This is a genomic window from Actinokineospora bangkokensis (assembly GCF_001940455.1).
GTDB lineage: Bacteria > Actinomycetota > Actinomycetes > Mycobacteriales > Pseudonocardiaceae > Actinokineospora > Actinokineospora bangkokensis.
In genome coordinates this window covers 5,623-23,662 of record NZ_MKQR01000004.1, presented here as the reverse complement: position 1 = coordinate 23,662, position 18,040 = coordinate 5,623, and the positions used below count along the sequence as shown (strand labels likewise).

General features: G+C 74.4%; 14 protein-coding genes and 1 riboswitch. Of the genes, 4 read left to right on the top strand and 10 right to left on the bottom strand.

The annotated features are described in order from the left end of the window. Window positions 1-21 precede the first annotated feature (21 nt). The 5 genes from BJP25_RS02030 to BJP25_RS02010 form a co-directional block, all read right to left on the bottom strand. Complete coding sequence (locus BJP25_RS02030) at window positions 22-1,266, bottom strand: hypothetical protein (protein WP_075973042.1); 1,245 nt, start codon at window positions 1,264-1,266, stop codon at window positions 22-24. A 164-nt stretch (window positions 1,267-1,430) separates the two neighbouring features. Next, entirely contained in the window at window positions 1,431-2,441 is a 1,011-nt protein-coding gene (locus BJP25_RS02025; protein WP_233157873.1) for a ribonucleotide-diphosphate reductase subunit beta, read from the bottom strand. Next, a complete protein-coding gene (locus BJP25_RS02020; RefSeq protein WP_075973041.1) occupies window positions 2,438-4,747 on the bottom strand; it encodes a ribonucleoside-diphosphate reductase subunit alpha in 2,310 nt (769 codons plus the stop codon). The genes BJP25_RS02025 and BJP25_RS02020 overlap by 4 nt, the downstream gene beginning before the upstream one ends. Before the next feature lie 167 nt (window positions 4,748-4,914). Beyond that, a riboswitch (cobalamin riboswitch) is annotated at window positions 4,915-5,125 on the bottom strand. A 75-nt stretch (window positions 5,126-5,200) separates the two neighbouring features. After that, entirely contained in the window at window positions 5,201-5,848 is a 648-nt protein-coding gene (locus tag BJP25_RS02015) for a biliverdin-producing heme oxygenase (RefSeq protein ID WP_075973040.1), read from the bottom strand. Window positions 5,849-5,942: 94 nt separating this feature from the next. Next, window positions 5,943-6,500 (bottom strand): TetR/AcrR family transcriptional regulator, encoded by a 558-nt coding sequence (locus BJP25_RS02010; RefSeq protein WP_075973039.1) that lies wholly within the window; start codon window positions 6,498-6,500, stop codon window positions 5,943-5,945. Window positions 6,501-6,607: 107 nt separating this feature from the next. On the opposite strand from BJP25_RS02010, the gene BJP25_RS02005 reads away from it, so the two are divergent. Continuing rightward, window positions 6,608-7,657: a 4Fe-4S binding protein gene (locus BJP25_RS02005; RefSeq protein ID WP_075973038.1), complete on the top strand. Its 1,050-nt coding sequence runs from the start codon at window positions 6,608-6,610 to the stop codon at window positions 7,655-7,657. Here BJP25_RS02005 and BJP25_RS02000 read toward each other — a convergent pair. Together BJP25_RS02000 and BJP25_RS01995 are read right to left on the bottom strand one after the other, a co-directional pair. Further along, window positions 7,620-8,144: an NUDIX hydrolase gene (locus tag BJP25_RS02000; protein ID WP_075973037.1), complete on the bottom strand. Its 525-nt coding sequence runs from the start codon at window positions 8,142-8,144 to the stop codon at window positions 7,620-7,622. The two genes, BJP25_RS02005 and BJP25_RS02000, sit on opposite strands and share 38 nt — an antisense overlap. After that, the gene (locus tag BJP25_RS01995; RefSeq protein WP_075973036.1) at window positions 8,137-9,030 is read right to left on the bottom strand and encodes a LysR family transcriptional regulator; all 894 of its coding nucleotides are present in this window, start codon (window positions 9,028-9,030) and stop codon (window positions 8,137-8,139) included. Before BJP25_RS01995 ends, BJP25_RS02000 begins: the two co-directional genes overlap by 8 nt. 70 nt (window positions 9,031-9,100) lie before the next feature. Between BJP25_RS01995 and BJP25_RS01990 the strand changes: the two genes are divergently transcribed. The 3 genes from BJP25_RS01990 to BJP25_RS01980 all read left to right on the top strand — a co-directional run bounded on the left by BJP25_RS01990 (window position 9,101) and on the right by BJP25_RS01980 (window position 13,453). Beyond that, on the top strand, window positions 9,101-9,496 hold the full coding sequence (locus tag BJP25_RS01990; protein WP_075973035.1) for a YybH family protein: 396 nt from the start codon (window positions 9,101-9,103) through the stop codon (window positions 9,494-9,496). A 139-nt stretch (window positions 9,497-9,635) separates the two neighbouring features. After that, complete coding sequence (locus BJP25_RS01985; protein ID WP_075973034.1) at window positions 9,636-12,332, top strand: AAA domain-containing protein; 2,697 nt, start codon at window positions 9,636-9,638, stop codon at window positions 12,330-12,332. Next, complete coding sequence (locus tag BJP25_RS01980) at window positions 12,329-13,453, top strand: hypothetical protein (protein WP_075973033.1); 1,125 nt, start codon at window positions 12,329-12,331, stop codon at window positions 13,451-13,453. The genes BJP25_RS01985 and BJP25_RS01980 overlap by 4 nt, the downstream gene beginning before the upstream one ends. A gap of 9 nt (window positions 13,454-13,462) precedes the next feature. Here the strand turns inward: BJP25_RS01980 and BJP25_RS01975 are convergent, their stop codons facing one another. The 3 genes from BJP25_RS01975 to BJP25_RS33945 all read right to left on the bottom strand — a co-directional run bounded on the left by BJP25_RS01975 (window position 13,463) and on the right by BJP25_RS33945 (window position 16,749). Then, window positions 13,463-15,034, bottom strand: coding sequence for a carboxylesterase/lipase family protein (locus BJP25_RS01975; RefSeq protein ID WP_143218833.1), 1,572 nt, complete (start codon window positions 15,032-15,034; stop codon window positions 13,463-13,465). A 97-nt stretch (window positions 15,035-15,131) separates the two neighbouring features. Next, a complete protein-coding gene (locus tag BJP25_RS01970; protein WP_075973032.1) occupies window positions 15,132-15,941 on the bottom strand; it encodes a class I SAM-dependent methyltransferase in 810 nt (269 codons plus the stop codon). Between the two features lie 58 nt (window positions 15,942-15,999). Continuing rightward, window positions 16,000-16,749 (bottom strand): hypothetical protein, encoded by a 750-nt coding sequence (locus BJP25_RS33945; RefSeq protein ID WP_075973031.1) that lies wholly within the window; start codon window positions 16,747-16,749, stop codon window positions 16,000-16,002. Window positions 16,750-18,040 lie beyond the last annotated feature (1,291 nt).

Here is an 18,040-nt window from a genome sequence, read left to right as displayed (position 1 = left end):
GCCCGCGGGCTGAGCGAGCGGCTAGGGAAGCTGGTCGAGGACCCAGGTTGTGAGGGTGTCGTCGAGGTGGCCGTGGGGGAGGTTCGTCCCCGCGCAGCGGAAGGCGTCGAACCGGGTCGGGGTGGTCGCCACCGGGGTGAGCAGGTCGGCCCCGGGCAGGGCGGCGGCGCTGACCGCGGGCACGAAGCAGGAGCTGCGGTGCTCCTCGGCGATCTTCGCGCCCACGGCGTCCGCCGCCTGGCCGAACAAGTCGCTCAGCCCGCCGGGGGCGCTGTCGAACGCGGGGACGGCCGTCGTGGCGGCGCGGCGCACTTCCAGCAGTGCCTCCACCGCGCCGATGCCCTGGTCCTCCCCGCCGTCGGGCTGGAAGCGGGCCGTGGCACCGGCATCGCTGCCCAGGCGCCAGTCGAAGGCCATCGCCCCGGGCTCCACATCGGACCGCCTGCCCGTGCCCACCCCGCAGGACACGCCCACCAACCGGGATCGCGGCGGCCACCCGCCCGCTCGGTTCAGGTCGCGCACCAGCTCCCCGCGCAGCCGCGACACCACCGGGCCCGAGTGCTTCGCGTCAGGCACCCACGCCGTGAGCAGCTGCTGCGCGGCCACGGATCGCAGGTAGTTCGCGCGCGGTACCGGAGCACCTGGGAAGCGTTCGAAGAAGTAAGCGAACTGTTGGAGTATCAGCGGGATCCACGCGCCTTCGTGCGGCGCGTCCAGCGACAGGTACACCGGCGCGAAACCGTCCACAGCAGACTCGAACCGCGTCAACGCCAGCCGGGCGATCACCCCTCCGGCTCCCACACCGCCGACGACCAGCGGTGTCACCCCCTCGGCCGACACCCGGCGCAGACACTCCCCCAACACCCCCGCGTTCGCCTGCACGTATGCGTGGCGTTCGGCGAACCCCACCAGCACCACGTCATACCCGGCACTCGTCAGCGCGTCCAGGAACCCGCGCCCGGTCAGCCCCACAACAGGGTCCAAGCTGGGCCCGTACCCCGCAGCATCGGCCAACACCACAGGCGCGCGCAGTTTCCTGTGCCCGGGAGCCAGGTGCACCGAGGCACGGCCGACAGCGCGGACCCCGTTGTAGCCCGAGGAGTCGACGAGCGACCACACCGCGCAGGGCTTGGCGGGCTCGGCATCCGGTTCGGCGGTGAACCACACGGTCGGGGACAGGGCGCGGGTGAGTGTGTGCAGCGCGCCCGGGGTGGGGTAGGCGGGGCTGACGAGTTCGACGTCGACGCGGGACGCCGGGGTCAACACGGGCCGTTCTCCTGGGTGGCGGGGTTCGGGGAGTTCGACGGTAGCGGCGGGGGGCGCGGGGGCGCACGCAGGAGTTCGGGTGATTCCGCGACACCGATGGTCCAGTCCGCGTGCCGCTGCGTCACCGCGTCCCCGGGGGCGGGCGGGGCCCCCGGGGACGCGGGTCAGAAGTCCTCGTCGAACGACACCGTGCCGGGGACGGCGACCTGGTAGGCCGAGACGCGGCGCTCGAAGAAGTTCGACAGCTCCTGCACGTCCTGCAGCTCCATGAAGGCGAACGGGTTGGCCGAGCCGAAGACCGGGTCGATGCCCAGCGCGGCGAGCCTGCGGTCGGCCACGTGCTCCAGGTAGGCGCGCATGTCCGCCGGGGTCATGCCCGCCACGCCGCCGCCGAGCAGGTCCTCGGCGAAGCGGGTCTCGGCGTCGACGGCCTCGCGCAGCATGGCCCGGACCTGCTCGGCCAACTCCTCGTCGAACAGCTCCGGTTCCTCGGCGCGCACCTGGTCGACGACGTCGAAGGCGAACGCCATGTGCATCGACTCGTCGCGGAACACCCAGTTGGTGCCCGAGGCCAGGCCGTTGAGCAGGCCCCGGGAGCGCAGGAAGTACACGTAGGCGAAGGCGCCGTAGAAGAACAGGCCCTCGATGCAGGCGGCGAAGCAGATCAGGTTGAGCAGGAACGCCCGCCGGTCGGCCCGCGTCCGCAGCCGGTCGAGCGCGGCGAGGGAGTCGATCCAGCGGAAGCAGAACTCGGCCTTGTCGCGGATGGAGGGGATGTTCTCCACGGCGGCAAACGCTTGCGCCCGCTCCTGCTCGTCGGGCAGGTAGGTGTCGAGCAGGGTCAGGTAGAACTGGACGTGCACGGCCTCCTCGAACAGCTGCCGCGACAGGTACAGCCGGGCCTCGGGGGCGTTGACGTGCTGGTAGAGGTTGAGCACCAGGTTGTTGGCCACGATGGTGTCGCCGGTGGCGAAGAAGGCGACCAGCCGCTGCACCAGGTGCCGCTCGGCCGCCGAGAGCGCGGCCAGGTCGGCCAGGTCGGAGTGCAGGTCCACCTCCTCGACGGTCCAGGTGTTCTTGATGGCGTCGCGGAAGCGGTCGTAGAAGCGGGGGTAGCGCATCGGCCGCAGCGTCAGGTCCATGCCGGGGTCGAGCAGCGTCGTGGGGCGGGTCACTGGCAGGCCTCGCAGGTCTCGGGGTTCTCCAGGGAGCAGGCGACGGCCTCGACCGGCGCGGCGGCGCCGGGCACGGTGGCCTGCTGGATGCGCGTCGCGGGGCGCGAGCGCAGGTAGTAGGTGGTCTTGAGCCCGGACTTCCAGGCGTGCAGGTACATCGAGGACAGCTTGCCGATGGTGGGCGCGGCCGCGAACAGGTTCAGCGACTGGCTCTGGTCGACGTACGGGCCGCGCGCGGCGGCCAGGTCGATCAGCGCCCGCTGCGGCAGCTCCCACGCCGTGCGGAACAGCCGCCGCACGTCCTCGGGCAGCTCGGTGAAGCCCTGCACGGACCCGTCCGCGCGCTTGAGCGCGGCGCGGGTGTCGGCCGTCCACAGCCCCCGCGCCTTCAGCTCCCGCACCAGGTAGGTGTTGACCTGCAAGAACTCCCCGGACAGGGTCTCGCGCTTGAACGTGTTGGACACCTGCGGCTCGATGCACTCGAAGCAGCCCGCGATCGAGGCGATGGTGGCCGTCGGCGCCACCGCCACCAGCAGCGAGTTGCGCAGGCCGTGGGCGGCGATCCGGCGGCGCAGCAGGGCCCAGCGCTCGGCCTGGGTGGGCGTGCCCCCCCACAGGTCGGGTTGCAGCTGCCCGCGCGCGGCCCGGGTGCCCGCGTAGGCGGGGTGCGGGCCGTGCTCCAGGGCCAGGTCGACCGAGGCGTCGAGGGCGGTGAGGTACACCTCCTCGGCGATGCGCGTGGACAGCTCGCGCGCCTCGGCGGAGTCGAAGGGCAGGCGCAGGGTGAAGAACACGTCCTGCAGGCCCATGACGCCGAGCCCGACCGGGCGCCACCGCGGGTTGCTGCGGGCGGCCTGCTCGGTGGGGTAGAAGTTGACGTCGATCACGCGGTCGAGGAACAGCACCGCCGTGCGCACGGTGGCCCGCAGCGCCTCCCACTCGACGCCTGCCGGGGTGACGTGCGCGGCGAGGTTCACGGAGCCGAGGTTGCACACCGCGGTCTCCTCGTCGCTGGTGACCTCCAGGATCTCGGTGCACAGGTTGGACAGGTGCACCACGGCGCCGGGCTCGGCGGTCTGGTTGCAGGTGCGGTTGGCGGTGTCCTTGAAGGTCATCCACCCGTTGCCGGTCTGGGCGAGCGTGCGCATCATCCGGCCGTAGAGGTCGCGGGCGCGGACGGTGCGCACGGCGCGGCCGTCGGCCTCGGCCCGCCGGTAGGCGCGGTCGAAGTCCGCGCCCCACAGGTCGGGCAGCTCGGGCACCTCGTCGGGGTCGAACAGCGACCAGTCGGCGTCGGCCTCCACCCGGCGCATGAACTCGTCGGGCACCCAGTTGGCCAGGTTGAGGTTGTGCGTGCGGCGGGCGTCCTCGCCGGTGTTGTCGCGCAGCTCCAGGAACTCCTCGACGTCGGGGTGCCAGGGTTCGAGGTAGACGCACGCCGCGCCCTTGCGCCGCCCGCCCTGGTTCACCGCGGCCACCGAGGCGTCGAGGGTGCGCAGCCAGGGGACGATTCCGTTGGAGTGGCCGTTGGTGCCGCGGATCAGCGCCCCGCGCGAGCGCACCCGCGACCACTGCACGCCGATGCCGCCCGCGAACTTCGACAGCCTGGCCACCTGGGCGTACCGCTCGTAGATCGACTCCAGCTCGTCGCGCGGGGAGTCGAGCAGGTAGCACGACGACATCTGGGTGTGCCGGGTGCCGGAGTTGAACAGGGTGGGCGAGCTGGGCAGGTACGCCAGCGACGACAGCAGCCGGTAGAAGCCGATCGCCTCGCGCGGGGTGGTGGACAGCCCGCAGGCCACCCGCAGCAGCCAGTGCTGGGGCGCCTCGACCACCAGCCGGGTCGACGGGTGGCGCAGCAGGTAGCGGTCGTGCACGGTGCGCAGCCCGAAGTACTCGAACCGCCGGTCGGCCTCGGGGTCGACGGCGGCGTCGAGGACCTCGGCGTGCTCGGCGACGAACGCGGCCGTGGTGTCGCCGATGAGGCCCTGGGCGTGGCCGACGGCGATCGAGGCGCTGAAGGAGGTGATGCCCTGGCCGCGCACCTCCCGGTCGAGGCAGGCGCCGAGCAGGGCCGCGGCGAGCTTGCTGTACTGCGGCTCCTCGGCCACCAGCTCGGCGGCGGTCTGGACGCGCAGCCGGTCCAGCTCGGCCGCGGTGGCGCCGTCGTAGAGGCCGCTGAGGGTCTTGGTGGCCACCCGCAGCGGGTCGACCTCGGTGAGCCCCGCGGCGGCGCGGGTCACCTCGGCGACGACCTCGTCGAGGTCGACCGGGACCAGGGCGCCGTCGCGCCCGCGCACGCGCACGCCTGTCGGGGCTGCTGGGCCGGTTCCGGCGGGTGCTGGGTGGGTGGTGGGTGCTGCCGTCACGCTCTCTCCTCGCGAGCGGCCGCGGGGGCGGGGCCGAGGAGAGGCGGGCAGGGGTGACCGCGCTGTCCTCGGGCCCTCCCTCGGGGCCCGGACACCCGCGCGCGGTCGCACGCGGGGCGCTGGCAGGTCTTCGGACTCACGGGCACCCGCCCGAAGGCGGACCTACTGGCCGTCGCTTCCCGGGCCGGGGCCCAGTGCTTCCTGACGGCGGTCGTTCCCGTTCACCGCTGCGGGGCAGTCCCGGACTCGCACCGGGTTCCCTCTTGCGACGACCACCCTGGCGGGGTGGCCGAACCAGCTGCTCGGCACAATACACAGGCGCGTCGACCGGTAGCGGCACCACATGTTGTGTGCGCGTCGTCTCCTCCCGGGGGCTCGACACCCCCGGGGTCAGGCGTGGTGGACGCCCCCCAGGTCGTCGAAGACCGCGCGGTTGAGCCGGAAGGCCACGTTGGCCTCGGAGATCAGCGACGCCCGCTCGTCCTCGTCCCACGCGGTCGTGTCGAGCAGGTCGCGGTAGTGGTCGCGGAACGGCTTGGGCTTGCCGACGGCGTCGAAGTCGTAGAAGCGCACGCCGTCGCCGTCGAGCCCGAAGAGGTCCTTGAGCCTGCGGCGGATGACCTGCCCGCCGGAGAGGTCCCCGAGGTAGCGGGTGTAGTGGTGGGCGACGAAGGCGCCCCGGTCGGTGAAGCACACCTCGCGCAGCCGGTCCACGTAGGACAGCGTCGCGGGCAGCGGCCGCACGCCCGCGCGCCACCCCGGGCCCAGCAGGTACGCGAGGTCGCGCTCCAGGGCGCCGCGGCGCAGCAGGCCGTCGATGACGAACCGGCCGACCACCGCGTCCCCGCGCCAGTGCTCGCCCGCCTCCTCCAGCACGCCGTAGAACACGTGGCTCTGGGCCAGCAGGGCCGCGTAGGCGCCCAGCCCGAGCCTGCCCCCCAGCAGGTCCGCGACGAACGCCGAGCGCTCGGCCCGCTCGTGCTCGTCCCGCGTCGCCGCCCGCAGCCGCGCCGCGAAGCCCTCGTCCACCGCCGTCATCGCCACCGTCCAGGTAAGGGTCGCCTAAGCAGAACCTAGGACACGGCGGTCGGGCGATCTAGCGTCTTTTGGCGGATCGTCCCAGCACGGGCTGTCACCGCAGGAGCGATTCCACCAGGTCCACCGCCGCCCGCCCCGCGGCCTCCCGGTCCTCGCCCGCGTCGAGGTAGGCGGCTCGCAGGTACAGGCCGTCGACCACCAGCCACACCCGCTCCGCGACCTCCGCCGAGGGTGCCAGTTCCGCGACCTGCCGCCGAGTCCGCCGCAGGTAGTCCCGCGCGACGGCCGCGGGCGCCTCGTCCTCGCGGTCGGGGAACTCCGCGAGGTAGTTGCGGAACGCGCAGCCCCGGAACGCCGGGCTCGCCACCTTGTCCGCCACTTCCCGCACCAGCGCGAGCAGCCGGTCGCGCGGGGACGTCGCACCCGCGAGGGCGGCCGCGGCCTCCGCCGTGCGGATCTCGACGACGCGGGCGAGGTAGGCGGCGACGAGGTCCGCCTTCTCCGGGAAGTGCCGGTACAGCAGGTTCTTGCCGGTGCCCGCCTCCTGGATCACCCGGTTCATGCCCACCGCGCGGACGCCGTGCGCGTAGAACAGCGCGCTCGCCGCGGCGAGGACGCGCTCGCGGGTGCCCGGTGCGGGGGTGCGTGCCACGCCCCGAGCATAACGGACCGATCGGTCCTTGACGGCGCCGGACGCCACCGCCGATGATGGACCGGCCGGTCCGGGACCGATCGGTCCGCAACAGGGAGGGTGCGCCCATGCCGAAGGAACTGCCGCGCAAGCTGGCCGAGCACCCGTCGGTGCGCGCGGTGCGGGAACGGGGGGAACGCCCGGGACCGGCCGTGCTCGACGCGGGCTGGCTGCGCGAGCTGTGCCTGCGCGCGGGCGCCGACGACGCGGCCGCCGTACCGCTCGACCACCCCGACCTCGCGGGCGAGCGCGAGCACGCGCTCGCGGCCATGCCCGGCACGCGCACGCTGGTGTCGCTGGTGGTGCGGATGAACCGGGAGGACGTGCGCTCCCCCGCGCGCAGCGTGGCCAACCAGGAGTTCCACCACGCGGGCGAGCTGATCAACGCCGCCGCCCGGCAGGTGGTGCGCGAACTGGAGGACGCGGGCGTGCGGGCGCTCAACCCGTCGGCGACGTTCCCGATGGAGATGGGCCGCTACCCCGGCCGCATCTGGGTGGTGGCGCACAAGACGGTGGCGGTCGCCGCGGGCATGGGCGCCATGGGGATCCACCGAAACGTCATCCACCCCCGGTTCGGCAACTTCATCCTGCTCGCCACCCTGCTGCTCGACGCCGAGGTGTCCGCGCACGGCACCGCACTGGACTACAACCCCTGCCTGGAGTGCAAGCTGTGCGTGGCGGCCTGCCCGGTCGGGGCGATCAAGAAGGACGGCGAGGACTTCGACTGGCTGGCGTGCTCGACGCACAACTACCGGGAGTTCATGGGCGGGTTCACCGAGTGGGTGGAGACCGTGGCCGACAGCCGCGACGGCGCCGACTTCCGGTCGCGGGTCACCGACTCGGAGAACGCGTCGATGTGGCAGAGCCTGTCGTTCAAGCCGAACTACAAGGCGGCGTACTGCATGGCCGTCTGCCCGGCGGGCGAGGACGTCATCGGCCCGTACCTCGACGACCGCAAGGCCTTCCTGGACACCGTGCTCAAACCCTTGCAAGACAAGGTGGAACCGCTCTACGTCCACGCCGGGTCGGCGGCCGAGGAGCACGCCGCGCGCCGCTTCCCGCACAAGCCGACGAAGCAGGTCACCGCGAACCTGGGCCGAAGGCCAGGTAGCGCCTGACCGACTCGCGGCCGTCCGGGGTGAACGGCCAGGCGGGGTCGTCGAGGCGGCGCAGCAGCTCGTCCCACGGCATCCACCACCCCTCGGCGACCTCCTGCGGCTGGTGGCGCACCGGCCCGTCGGCGGGGCGGTGGGTGGCCTCGTAGACGCAGGCGAGGTAGTTGGCCTGCTCGTCGCGGTACCAGTAGCGGAAGCAGGGGCGGATGCGGCTCGTGACGCCCAGCTCCTCGGCCAGTTCGCGCTGCGCACCCGCGTCGATGTCCTCGCCCGACGCGATCACCCCGCCCGCCCAGGCGTCGTGCGCGCCGGGGTAGATGTCCTTGGTGGCGGTGCGGCGGTGGACGTAGACGCGCCCACGGCCGTCCCGCAGCAGCACCTGCGTGGCGGCGTGCGGCAGGTTCTCCGCCCGCACGCGCCAGCGCGGGGCCACCCCCGTCACGACACCGGAGAGGTCACCCTCCGCGTACAGGTCGACCAGCTCACCCATCCACCGACTCCTGTCCCAGTTCCGCGCGCGCCAACGCCACCAGCGCCCGTCCCGCCGGGCTTCCCGGCCCGCCGCCGCGCCACGCGAACACCAACCGGCCGCGCAGCGCGGGTTCCACGATCGCCAGCGGGTGCAGGTCGGCGCGCGAGCGGGCCAGCGAGTCCGGGAGCACCGCCACGCCCAACCCCTTGCCCGCCAACTGCGCCAGCAGCACCGGGTCCCCCGCCTCGAACGCCACGGTGGGTTCGACCCCTGCCGCCGCGCACCCGGCGTCCAGGCGCGACCGGATGCCGGTGCCGTGCGGCAGGCAGATCAGCGGCAGCCCGGCCAGCTCGCGCAGCGGCACCCGGTCGCGGCCGGCGAGCGGGTGGTGGTGGGCCACCGCGGCGGTGATCGCCTCGTCGCTGAGCACCAGCGACCCCAGCGACGGCGGGGTGTCCTGGCCCAGCGAGACGATGGCGGCGTCGAGGGTCCCGGCCAGCACGCGCTCGACCAGCGCCCCGGACGGCCCCTCCAGCAGCGTGATCTCCACCCCGGGGTGGGCGTCGTGGAAGCGGGCGAGCAACCCGGGCAGGTCGACGCTGTGCGAGGTGACGGTGCCGACCGCCACCCGCCCGCGCACCAGCCCGGCCAGCTCGTCCACCGCGTCCCGCGCGCCCGCCACGGCGGCGAGGGCGGCGCGGGCGAAGGGGAGCACGGCGCGCCCCGCCTCGGTCAGCCGCACCTGCCGCCCCGAGCGGTCCAGCAGCTCCTGCCCCAGCTCCCGCTCCAGCCGCTTGACCTGCGCGCTCACCCCCGGCTGCGCCACGTGCACCTTCGCCGCGGCCCGGGTGAAGCCGCCCTCGTCGACGACCGCGAGGAAGTACTCCAGCTGCCGCAGCTCCATAACGGGCGATTATAGACGCCAGAACGAGCATCTCTTGGACTTCTGGAGCGGTTGGGTCCACGGTGGAGCCATGAGCAACGCAGCACCGAACAACACAGCACCGGACAACGCAGCGAAGAGCAGCTACGAGAAGGCGATGACCCCCGAGGACCTGGCCCGCTTCTTCGTCGAGCGCGCCAACGCGGGCGACGCCGATGGCCTGGCCGCGCTGTACGAGCCGGACGCCGTGCTGGCCTTCCCGCCCGGCGCCCGCACCGTGGGCCGCGACGCGATCCGCGAGGTGTGCGCTGCCCTGGTGGCCGACGGCCCCACCTTCACCCTGGAGGACCCGCTGCCCACGGTCGTCAACGGCGACCTGGCGCTGACCTCCACCCGCCCCACCGACGGTACCGGCGGGCGGGTCCAGCTGGTGCGCCGCCAGCCCGACGGCTCCTGGTTGCGGGTCATCGACCGCCCGGAGTCCTGACCAGCGGCGCAACCCCGCACCGGTTCTTGAGCGCGGGTGACAAGAACCGATGCGGCGCAAGGCCATTCGGGACGGTCGTGGCTATCCTCGAACCGCCGGGTCGCGACACCCGGGCCCGAGCCGAGGGAGGTCGCAGCCGATGCAGGTGGCCGTGGACCTGCGGGGGACGACCGTGCTGGTCCCCGCGCGCGACTACCGGGGGCCGGACCCGCAGCAGGTCGTGCACGCCCTGCGCGGTGTCGTGCCCGCCACCCTGCGCGGCGACGAGCTGCTGCTGCACACCCGGGGCCTCGTGCTGCACCTGGGGGTCAGCGCGGCCCAGGACGCGTTCCTGCTGCTCCACGCGCGCAAGCCGCGGCTGGGCGACCACGACCAGCTCAGCCGCGGCTGCCTGCGGTTGAGCGCCACCTGGGCGGCGGTGCGGCTGCCGCAGGACGTGCCGCCCGGCAGCCAGGTCGACTGGGACCTGCTGCGCCGCAACTGGGGGCTGCTGGCACCCGCGCCCCGGGTCGAGCGCGACTCGGCGCACCAGCGCTTCCTCGACGAGCTCGACACCGCCGTGGACACCGCCCGCGACCTCGCGCCCCGGCCGCTGTTCGGCTACACCGCCGCGGAACCCACCGGCCCCAAGCACTGCGCGTTCCGCCTCGCCGACGGTGTGCGCCCGCCCACCCGCAACGCGTTCGTGCGCATCGCGGGCGAGGACAGCATCGGCCGGGTCACCGCGACGGCGGACGGGGTGGTCACCGTCCGCTTCGACGCGCTGCCGGACACGATCCCCACCCGGGGCAGGCTCCAGCTGGCCACGCCCGACGTCCTGCACGCCGAGCGGCACGCTGCGGTCGAGCTGCTGCGCGACGGCGGCGCCCGCAACCCCGCGCTGCTGCGGGCGTTCATCGACCACCAGGCCGAGGACATCGCGCCCACCGACGACGAGCCCACCCTGGAGCTGACGCCCGAGCAGCTCGACGCCTACCGCACCGCCCTGGGCGCCCGGGACATCGCGCTCATCGTCAGCACCCCCGGCACCACGCACACCACCTCGCAGGTCGTCGACACCGCCGCCCGCCGCTCGGGCCGGGTGCTGGTGACCTCGACGTCGAACCGGGCCGTGGACGACGTGCTCGCCTCGCTGCCCAAGGACCTCGTCGTCGTCCGCGTCGGCGACGACCAGCTGGAGCGCCGCGCCGACGAGCTGCGCGCCGAGGTGCTGGCGGGGGTCGACCGCACCCGCGGGCTGCACCACCGGGTCGGTGAGCTGCGCCCCTGGCTGCCCCAGCTCGACCAGCGGATCCGGCTCGTGGTCGACGCCGACACCCGCCTGGCCGTGGCCGAGCAGGCGCTGGAGGACGTGCGCGCGCAGACCACCGGCCGCGCCCGGCAGGTCGTCGACACCGTCACCGGCCAGGTCGGGGAGCTCGACCAGGCGCTGCGCGCGGCGCGCCGGGAGGCGTCCAAGGCCACCGACAAGCAGGACCGGGCCGCCGACCGCAGCGCGTGGCCGGTGCTGGGGGCCTGGTACAAGCAGCGCGCGGACGTCCACATGCACCGCGCGGAGTCCGCGGGCGGGCAGGCCCAGCAGCTCGCCGGGCAGCTCGGCGCCGCGCAGGTCGACCAGCACCAGGCCCTGCTCGCGCTGCAACGCGCCACCCGCACGCACCCGGCGGTGGTGCAGGCGGGCGAGTCGCTGCTGGCCGCCCGCCGCCACCGCGACGCGTGCGTGGCCGACGCCGCCACCATCGCCGACCACCTGGTCGGCGCCGTGGCCCCGGTGGAGGAGGCGCCCGGGTTCGGGCCGTGGGACGCCGATTCGCTGGCCGCCCTGCGCGGGTGGCTGCTGGAGCGGATGCCGGTGTGGCAGGCGCGGGCGAACCTGCTCGACGACTGGCACGGCGCGCTGTCCGGGTCGGCCGAGCGGCTGCACCCGGAGCTGGTGCGCTGCGCGGACGTGGTGGGCGCCGACTGCGCCGCCGCCACCGCCCGCGCCGAGGTCACCGGCACCGACTTCGACCTGGTGGTGGTGCCCGCCGCGGGCCGGGTGGCGACCCCGGACCTGCTGGCCCCGGTGGTACGGGCGCGGCGGGCGGTGCTCGTCGGGGACCACCGGCAGCTGCCCCCGGCCGTCGAGCTGGACCCGGCGACCGGCTCGGAGGTGCGCCAGCTGCTCACCGCCAGCGCGCTGGAGCAGCTGATCCCCGCGCTGCCCCCCGCGCACGTGCGCTACGTGCTCGACCAGCGGCGGATGCCCCGCCCGGTGGCGGAGTTCGTCTCGGCGGCCTTCCACGGCGGCCGGTTGCGCGCGGTGGGCGAGCGCGAGCACCACGACCCGTACTTCCGCAGCGCGCTGGCCTTCGTCGACACCGGCAAGGCCAAGGACCGGCAGGAGACCCGGGGCGAGGACGGCGTCACCAACCGGCTGGAGGCGACCCTGCTCGCCGCGCTGGCCGGGCACTTCACCCGCGTCGACCGCGACTGGGTGGTGCTGGTCGCCCACGACGCCCAGGCCGAGCTGGTGCGCTCGCTGCTGCGCAAGGGCACCGACCAGGTGAGCACCGTCGACGGGTTCGACGGCGGCGCCCGCGACGTGGTGCTCTACGGCTTCACCCGCAGCAACACCACCGGCGCCACCGGCCCGCAGGACGACCCGCGCCGCGCGGGCACCGCCTTCACCCTGGCCACCCGCCAACTGGTGCTCGTGGGCGACCTGGACAGCCTGGCCGCGGCCAAGAACCGCGACTTCGCCGCCCTGGTGCGCACCCTGCGGTCGCACGTGGACCGCGCGGGCGACCTGCGGCCCGCCGCCGAGGTCGTGTCGTGGCTCGGGAGGGCCGAATGAGCGCGCTGTTCCCCTACCCCGTCGAGCGGGCGCTGGAGGACGCCGCCCACCGCACGGGCCGCCAGCCCGCCCGGGTGCTCAGCGTCCTGCTGCCCGTGTGGTCGGTGCGGGTCGAGGCGACCACCACCGACAGCGCGCCCTACGAGCTGATCGACCGGTTCGTGGCGCGGGCGCTGGCCGAGGCCCGCCTGGGCACCGCCCACGGGCTCGCCGCCCTGCTGGGCCTGGACGAACCCCTGGTCGACCGCACCCTGCGCCACCTGCGCGCCCTCGACCACGTCACCACCACCGACGACACCCACGCCCTCACCGAGCTGGGCCGCCGCTCCCTGCGCGACGGCGAGGTGCACCGGCGCAAGACCGAGGAGTTCACCCTCCACTTCGACGCGTTCCTGGCCCGCCCGCTGCCCACCACCCACCACCCGCTGCTGGTCCCCGACGCCGAGGCCACGGCGCTGCCCCGGCTGTTCAGCCCCAGCACCCCCGAGCCCGACCTCGCCGTCGCCGACCGCGCCCGCCACGGCCTGCCCCTCGCCCTGGAGGTCCACAAGCGACTCGACGAGCGGCAGTCCTACCTGCCCCTGCACCTGGTCCGCGCGGGCGGCGACGTCCTCGCCTACAGCAGGCTCGGCCCCACCCCCGACGCGGACATGACGACCCTGGCCGCCTCCATCCCCGTCGTGCACGACCTGTTCGACGCCGAGGACCAGGCCGCCTCCCCCAGCGCCATCACCGAGTGGTCCCGGACGAGGGGCCTCACCGGCTGCACCATGACCCGCCAACCCGAGGGCAGCTGGCGCCTCACCCTGCCCGCTGCCGCCTTCGCCGCGGGCGGCCCCCTGCCCGAACGCTCCCTGGGCTCCTACGCCGTCGTCGACACCACCGTCGTCCACCTGTGGTGCCCGGACGTGGCCGCCCGGGACGCGGCCATGTTCGCCCTGGCCGCGGAGGCGGTCGAGACCCGCCGCTCCACCCACTCCGCCCTGGGCGCCCTGTCCCTCATCACCCACCGCCTCGGCATCACCCCCTCCACCCCGGCGACCGTGGTGGAGAAGGCGACCGCAGCGGGCAAGGACGACCTGGCGACCGCGATCAGCAATCTCCTGGCCCGCACCTCCTGAGGCCGCCTCCTACCGCGCCCAGATGTCGCAGTGGTGGGCGGCGGCGAAGTCGTCGGCGTCGACCTGGGTGGTGCCGCCGGTGGTGAGGCGGGTGATCGCGGCCTTGTCCTGGAAGGACGGCCAGGGGCCGGGGGTTCCGTCGCGCATGAAGCCCGCCCAGGTGGCGCGCATCGACCTGCCCAGTTCCTCCTGCTCCGCGGTGAGGGCGGGCTGGCCCCGTACGAGGGTGAACAGGTAGGGCAGCTCGGCGCCGTGGGTCGCCTTGCCGCGCAGGTCCTCGGGGATGACGGCCAAGGCGTTGGGGGCGCTCGCGTCGGCGAACTCGTAGGCGTAGGTGGGGTTCTCGGCGGAGAGCCCCTGGAAGACGCGCAGGTTCGCGCACGACCACGCGCGATCGGTGACCACCCGCGACCAGGCGTTGTTGAAGGTGGCGCCGCCCTTCGGGGTGTAGGCCGCGATGGCCTCGGCGGCGCGCGGCCCCGCGGCGGCGGTGACCATCCCGGTGAAGGTCTCCTCGGTCAACGGCTTCTCGGCGAAGCCGCCCGAGGAGAGGAACAGCGCGCCCTCGGCCTCGACGATCCCCGTCAGCACGGGCACCCTCGCGATGGCACCGCCCGCGATGGCCTGCCCAGGGGACTCCGGCAGCACGCCCCGGCCGATCGTGGGCGAGTAGTACGCGCCGCTCTTGTCCGCCCCCTCCCGCAACTGGGGCGCGGGAACACCGCGCAGGCAGTCCACCGCGGTGGCGGGGTCGGTGCAACCGAGCGACCCCGCGAGGGCCACGCCCAGCGGCTCGGCCACGGCAGCGGGCTTCCACGCCGCGAGGACGGGCCCCGCACCGGGCAGGATCGCCTCGACGACGCTGGTGTCCCCGCAGGTGCCGCTCTGGATCACGGCCCGGTGGAACAGCCCCGCTGCCTCCGGTGACGCGAGCTGGGCGCACACGCTGTCACCGCCACCGGACTCGCCCGCCACGGTGACGTTGCCCGGGTCACCACCGAACGCGGCGGCGTTGTCCCGCACCCACCGCAGCGCGGCCTGCTGGTCGAGCAACCCGAACTGCCCACCCCCGTCGAGACCGGGTACGTCGAGGAACCCGAAGGCCCCCAGCCGGTAGTTGGTGGTGACGACCACGACGTCCTGCTCCGCGGCGAAGCGGCGCATGTCGTAGTCACTGCCCGCCCCGCTGCGCAACCCGCCTCCGTGCACCCACACCAGCACCGGCCGCTTGGTGCCCGCGGTGCTCGGCGTGGTGACGTTGAGGTACAGGCAATCCTCGGAATCGGAAGCGGGCGTCTCCCCCGGAGCACCGGGCTGCCCGACGCCCTGCGCGCACCGCGGCCCCGGCTGAGTCGCATCCCGAACCCCCTGCCACGGCTGGGGCGGCTTCGGCGCAGTCCACCGAAGCGCGCCCACAGGAGGCTGGGCGAAGGGAATCCCTTGATACACAACAGCATCACCGGAGACCGATCCCCGGACAACACCGTCCGCCGTCGTCACCTCGTTGGGAGCCGCGGGCAACTCCGCCGCGCACCCCGCACCGAGAAGCCCAGCCAGGATGACCACACCTGCGCGCCGCATCCGCGAATCCCCCACTGTGTCCACCACCGACACAGCACAAGCTAGTGGGGCGCGCAGAACCCCGCACGGCCGCAACCGGTTCAGGATGACGTAGGACTCAGAAGGTGTAGCGGAACAAGCGCATGGTGTCGCGCAGTGCCGGCACGCTGTTGAACAGCCGGTAACCCACCTGGAACGCCTTGATCGGCACGTCCTGGTAGTCGTGCAGGACGGGGCGGGACTCGGCCAGGTGCAGTCGGGGGACCCACCGCTCGACCTCGCGGCCGTCCTGGACAGCCCACGCCATGCCGAAGTCACCGAACGGCTGGGGCAACCACTGGCTGACCGTCACGGCCCACGAGCTGAGACCGTCGAAGACGACCTCGCCGGTGTCGAAGTGCTCGGTGGCGCGGGTGAGGATGGCGCGCACGTCGTCCTCGCGCAGGTACATGAACAGGCCCTCCGCGACGACCAGCACCGGGCCGCCGGTGGGCACGCGGTCCCACCACGAGCCGTCGACCACCGACGAGCCGACGAGCTGGTAGCGGTCCTGCTCCGGGTAGACCTTGCGGCGCAGGTCCACGACGTCGGGGTAGTCGACGTCGAACCAGGTGCCCTCGCCGCGCGGGACCCGGAAGGCGCGGCTGTCCATGCCGCACCCCAGTTGCAGGACCGTGGCGGCGGGGAAACGCCCCAGGTAGTCCGCCACCCACCGGTCGAGCTGGCGTGCGCGCAGCGCGACGAGGTAGCGATCGCCGGAGGTCAGGCGCATCTTGAGGGAGTCGAAGTCGTAGTCGATGGTGCGGACGAGCTCCTCGGCCATCCGGTCACCGAGGACGTGACCGCCCTCGCGGCTCTCCTGGGCCCGCATGTTCAGCGTCACCAGGTTCGTCCACCGGACACCCTGGAAGTCCACCTTGCCGGTCATCGCCTCTCCTCCCCGAGCACATGACCGGTATACCGCCGCGGCGGCGACCGCGCAGCGGTCACTTGCGGCAGGTGGCCCCCCGCAGCCCGATCGCCCGGCTCTCGTACGTGCGCGCGGCGTCGGTGCCCTGGACGAGGACGCAGTAGCGCAGCGTGGGGTCGACCTCGACGGTGGCGGACGTGACCCGCCCCACCACCTCCCCGGTCGCCTCCTGCCCCTCCGCGGCGAGGATCACCGCGTAGTCGAGCTGCTTGTCGCTGCGCCACGACAGCTCGATGCGCCCACCCCGGTCGACCGGCGGGTCCAGCTCGATCAACCCGCCCGCGGGCGCGGCCCCGGCGGTCGGCGTCCCCGGCTCGTCGGGCTCCAGCACCACCGGCGTCCCCCCGACCAGCAGGTAGGCGGTGAAGGACGCGACCCCGATCGCCAACGCCCCACCCACGGCGATGACCCCCCACGGCCGCCGCGCCGCGGGCTCGGCGGTGGCCCCGTCGATCACCGGGAACCCCTGCTCACCGGAAGGCGCCTGCCACCCCTCGGGCTGCGCCAGCACGGCGAACCCCGGCGGCTGCGGCGGCCCGGCCGGGTGCTCCACCGCCCGCCCGTGCGCCTGGCCGTCGGCCTCGGCGAAGTCGTCCACCTCGGCGACCTGCTCGTCGACCGGCTGCCCGGTGAGCCCGTGGATGATCAGCGTCTGCTCCGCCGCCGACTCGTCCGACGCCGCGTCGGTGGCAGGCCACGCGATGCCCGGCCCCGTCGGCGGCCCCACCACCTGCGGGGCGGCGGGTGCGGCCTGCGGCTCGGACAACCGCCCCCGAAAACCCGTCGACGCCGACGCCTCAGGTGCAGACCCGATCTCGGCTGTCGGCTCGGTAGTGGGTGCCAGTTCGGCCTCGGGTGCGGCCAGCCCCTCGGACACCGGCGCGGGAGCCCGCCGGACCACCGGCGCGGGCACGGCGGGGGCCGGGTCCTCCGGCCTCGGCCGCAGTGCCGGGGCAGGCTGCGGCGGGGGCGGCACGGCGGACGTCGGCCGCAACGCGTGCACCGGCGCGGTGGCAAGGGGTGTGGCGGACGTGGGACGCAGCGCCGCAGGCGACGCGAGTGGCGGCGGGACAGCGGAAGTCGGCCGCAGCGCGGACGGCCTCGACACCGCCGCAGGGCTCGCGACCGGATCGGTGGCAGGCGCCCCAGCCACCGGCGACATGGTGGAAGCCGAGCGCCGGGACACCGGCGCGCCACCCCCGAACCGCGCGCCCTCGCTCTCGGCATCCGCCTCGACACCAGCAGACCCGGACTCCCCCCGAGGCGCCAAGGCAGGCTCGGCCCCGGGTTTCACGGCAGACTCGACCGACGCCGGATCGCCCTCCGCCGAGGCCTGAGGCGCCGAGGCACCTTCGGCCGGGAGCGTCGTCTGGGGTGTCGGGGCAGGGCAGGCGGCGGGCTTGTCCGGCACCGGGAGCACGCGCGCCTCGAAGGCGTCGGCCTCGTGCCCGGCGGGGGGCCAGGTGGCGGCGAACAGCCTGCGCGCGGCGGACGCCCCGGCTGCCTGTTCCTCCGCTGCCGGGTCGGGCTCGGGGGGCGTGGGCTGGACGGGTCGCGCGGGTGTCCGGGGGGCGAGCACGAACCCGGCCGGGGGTTCTTGCCCCGGAGTGGGCGCAGGCGGTGGCTGCTGGACGACCGGAACGGGCGCGGTCTGGTCGGCAGGGGCTTGGCGAGGCGCCTCATCGGCAGCGGACCGGCGTGCGGACGGTTGGCGGGCAGCGGGCTGGGGTGCCGATGTCTGGAGAGGGCCAGCCTGGGGAGGACCGGGCTGGGGCGCGGGCGCCTGGCGACCAGCGGCCTGGGCCGCCCCCTGGTGGGGAACGGGTCGGGGTGCTGGGGCCTGCTGGGCGGGCGGGAGCGGCACCGACCGCGACGACACCCGCGGGGCCTCCGGGGGCGCGGCGGGCTTGGGCGTGCGGAACACCGACGGCAGGGCGTTGCGGGCCGCGCGCTGCCAGGGGCGCCGGGTGGGGGTGCCGCCCGCGAAGTCGTCGAACTCGGTGTCCGGGGCGGGCGGGGGTGGGGCGGGGGTGGGGCGGGGCAGGGGGAAGGCGGCG

What these genes read in the sequence shown, in the direction of transcription:
- BJP25_RS02015 (WP_075973040.1), bottom strand. Translation starts at nt 5,848, where the DNA reads ATGACGGCGGTGGACGAGGGCTTCGCGGCGCGGCTGCGGGCGGCGACG.
- BJP25_RS02005 (WP_075973038.1), top strand. Translation starts at nt 6,608, where the DNA reads ATGCCGAAGGAACTGCCGCGCAAGCTGGCCGAGCACCCGTCGGTGCGC.
- BJP25_RS02000 (WP_075973037.1), bottom strand. Translation starts at nt 8,144, where the DNA reads ATGGGTGAGCTGGTCGACCTGTACGCGGAGGGTGACCTCTCCGGTGTC.
- BJP25_RS01995 (WP_075973036.1), bottom strand. Translation starts at nt 9,030, where the DNA reads ATGGAGCTGCGGCAGCTGGAGTACTTCCTCGCGGTCGTCGACGAGGGC.
- BJP25_RS01990 (WP_075973035.1), top strand. Translation starts at nt 9,101, where the DNA reads ATGAGCAACGCAGCACCGAACAACACAGCACCGGACAACGCAGCGAAG.
- BJP25_RS01985 (WP_075973034.1), top strand. Translation starts at nt 9,636, where the DNA reads ATGCAGGTGGCCGTGGACCTGCGGGGGACGACCGTGCTGGTCCCCGCG.
- BJP25_RS01980 (WP_075973033.1), top strand. Translation starts at nt 12,329, where the DNA reads ATGAGCGCGCTGTTCCCCTACCCCGTCGAGCGGGCGCTGGAGGACGCC.
- BJP25_RS01975 (WP_143218833.1), bottom strand. Translation starts at nt 15,034, where the DNA reads ATGCGGCGCGCAGGTGTGGTCATCCTGGCTGGGCTTCTCGGTGCGGGG.
- BJP25_RS01970 (WP_075973032.1), bottom strand. Translation starts at nt 15,941, where the DNA reads ATGACCGGCAAGGTGGACTTCCAGGGTGTCCGGTGGACGAACCTGGTG.